The organism is Streptomyces sp. URMC 124, assembly GCF_051386455.1.
In the GTDB taxonomy this organism is placed as follows: Bacteria; Actinomycetota; Actinomycetes; order Streptomycetales; family Streptomycetaceae; genus Streptomyces.
This window is the reverse complement of the sequence record NZ_JBPQTS010000309.1, coordinates 1-2,184: the sequence shown is the minus strand read 5'-3', so window position 1 is coordinate 2,184 and position 2,184 is coordinate 1. Positions and strand designations below refer to the sequence as shown.

The following is a 2,184-nucleotide window of genomic DNA, read 5'->3' as shown; positions in this document are numbered from 1 at the left end:
CGTCGTCCAGGGTCGGGCGGCGCAGGGCGATGTCGTCGATCTCGATCCCGCGGGCGTCGAGCTCTCTGATGACCTCGGCGAGCAGCTTCGCGCCGCCGGAGACCGGCACGGTGACCTTGCGGGTGTGCTTCTCGACCGAGGAGGCGCCCTTGCCGAAGCCGCGCAGGACCTCGTCGGCGGGGGCGATGTGCTCGGGGCTGCGCACGACGACCTCGACGCGCTCGCCGCCGGTGCGCGCCTTGAGCTGGTCGGAGGTACCGCGCGCGATGACCTTTCCGTGGTCGACCACGCAGATGTTGTGCGCGAGGTGGTCGGCCTCCTCCAGGTACTGCGTGGTGAGCAGGAGGGTGGTGCCGCCGGCGACCAGCTCCTGGATGACCTCCCACAGGCCCTGCCGGTTGCGCGGGTCCAGTCCGGTGGTCGGCTCGTCCATGAACATCACGGGCGGGCTGACGACGAGGGCCGCGGCCAGGTCGAGGCGGCGGCGCATGCCTCCCGAGTAGGTCTTGGCGATGCGGTCCGCGGCCTCCGCGAGGTCGAAGCGCTCCAGCAGCTCCCCCGCGCGGGCCTTCGCGTCGCGGGCGCTCATCTGGTAGAGCTGGCCGACCATGCGCAGGTTCTCACGGCCTGTCAGGTATTCGTCGACGGCGGCGAACTGGCCGGACAGCCCGATCGAGCGGCGTACCTCGTCGGGCTTCTTCAAAACGTCGATGCCGGCCACGAGGGCCGAACCGCGGTCGGGTTTGAGCAGAGTGGTCAGGACGCGTACGGCGGTGGTCTTGCCGGCGCCGTTGGGGCCGAGCAGCCCCAGAACGGTTCCTTCCGGCACATCGAGATCGACCCCGTCCAGAGCCCTGACGTCGCCGAAGGTCTTCACCAGGCCTTCGGCATAGATGGCGCCTGGCATGGAAGTACTCCCCGCTTGGTGACGTACTGCCCGATTTTACGTTCGGCGCAGCCGTCCCGCCCTGTGAATGGCGCACCCCACTTCTCGCGGCCGGGCGACCGGACCGCCGTCCGAGCAGCCACGCGCCGCAACAGCAGCGGGCCGGCGTTGCCGCCCGGCAACACGGCGACGAGCGGTCCCTCGAACGAGTCGGGTTCGGCGAGCAGCGCCGCCACGGGTGCCGCGGACGCCACGGGTGCCGCGGACGCCGTCGGCCGGCGCCTCGTCCGCGACCTGCCCGTGCAGCCGCACCGCGGCGCCGTACGAGCGGGTCGGGGCGATCTTCGGCAGGGGAGCGCTCACCGGAATGAACACCATGGCGCGCACGCCCAAGAGCGCGGCCGCCAAGGCCACGCCCTGCGCATGGTTGCCCGCACCGGCGGCCACGGCCCCTGCCGCGCGCTCCTCCCCCGGCAGGCCCGCGATCCGGGTGCAGGCGCCGCGGACCTTGAAGGAGCCGGCGCGCCGGAGGTTCCCGCACGTGAGGTGGACGCCGGTCTTGCAGCTCGTTTGCGTAACGACCGTCGCAACGGACGCATATCGCCCGGACGCTTCCGGAACGCATGGCAGCGCATATCGATGCATACCGAGCGGATTGTTCGGTACCGGTGGAGCGGATTGCCCGGCACCGGCCCAGGCGCCCTCCGGGCCGCGTACTCTGTCCCCCAATCTTCCCTGCCCGACGCACGAAGTGAGCCCCAGGCCATGCCCACCCCTTCGGACATGACGACCGACCTCGCCCCAGGTGTCCTCGACGCGCTCCAGCACCAGGTGGCCGTCTTCGCACGCCGCGCCGAACAGACGCGGCTCGGCGGCGTGGGCCAGGTCCGCAACTCGATGGACCGCGCCGCTTATCTGCTGCTCAACCGCCTCGACCAAGAAGGTCCGATGGGTGTGAAGGCGCTCGCCGCCGGCATGGGCATCGACTCCTCGACCGTCACCCGCCAGGTGGCGCCGCTGGTCGACACCGGCCTGGTCAAGCGCACCTCGCACCCCGAGGACGGCCGTGCCGTCGTCCTGCAGCTCTCCCCGCGCGGCAAGGCCCGCCTGGAGGAGGTGCGGGCGTCGCGGCGCGCGCTGATGGCGCTGGTGACGGACGGCTGGAGCGAGGACGAGCGGGACGCGTTCTGCACTCTGCTCACGCGCTTCAACACGGCCCTCTCCGAGGTCCACAACGCACTGCCGCCGGTGGCACCGACGGCCTGACCGGCCCCCGCCGGACCCCGCCGGCCCCCGGC

General features: G+C 71.9%; 2 protein-coding genes and 1 pseudogene. 1 reads left to right on the top strand and 2 read right to left on the bottom strand.

The genetic code is table 11. The features are described from left to right. Together ACSNOG_RS32550 and ACSNOG_RS32545 are read right to left on the bottom strand one after the other, a co-directional pair. A partial coding sequence (locus ACSNOG_RS32550) for an ATP-binding cassette domain-containing protein (RefSeq protein WP_436756306.1) occupies nt 1–907 on the bottom strand: 907 nt, incomplete at its 3' end. Nucleotides 908–1,159: 252 nt separating this feature from the next. Further along, nucleotides 1,160–1,438: pseudogene (locus tag ACSNOG_RS32545) on the bottom strand (pyridoxal-phosphate dependent enzyme); the annotation flags it as partial. Between the two features lie 213 nt (nt 1,439–1,651). On the opposite strand from ACSNOG_RS32545, the gene ACSNOG_RS32540 reads away from it, so the two are divergent. Then, nucleotides 1,652–2,152 carry a MarR family winged helix-turn-helix transcriptional regulator gene (locus ACSNOG_RS32540; RefSeq protein WP_436756305.1) on the top strand — a complete coding sequence of 167 codons (501 nt, stop codon included), beginning with the start codon at nt 1,652–1,654 and terminating at the stop codon, nt 2,150–2,152. Nucleotides 2,153–2,184: the final 32 nt, after the last annotated feature.

What these genes read in the sequence shown, in the direction of transcription:
- ACSNOG_RS32540 (WP_436756305.1), top strand. Translation starts at nt 1,652, where the DNA reads ATGCCCACCCCTTCGGACATGACGACCGACCTCGCCCCAGGTGTCCTC.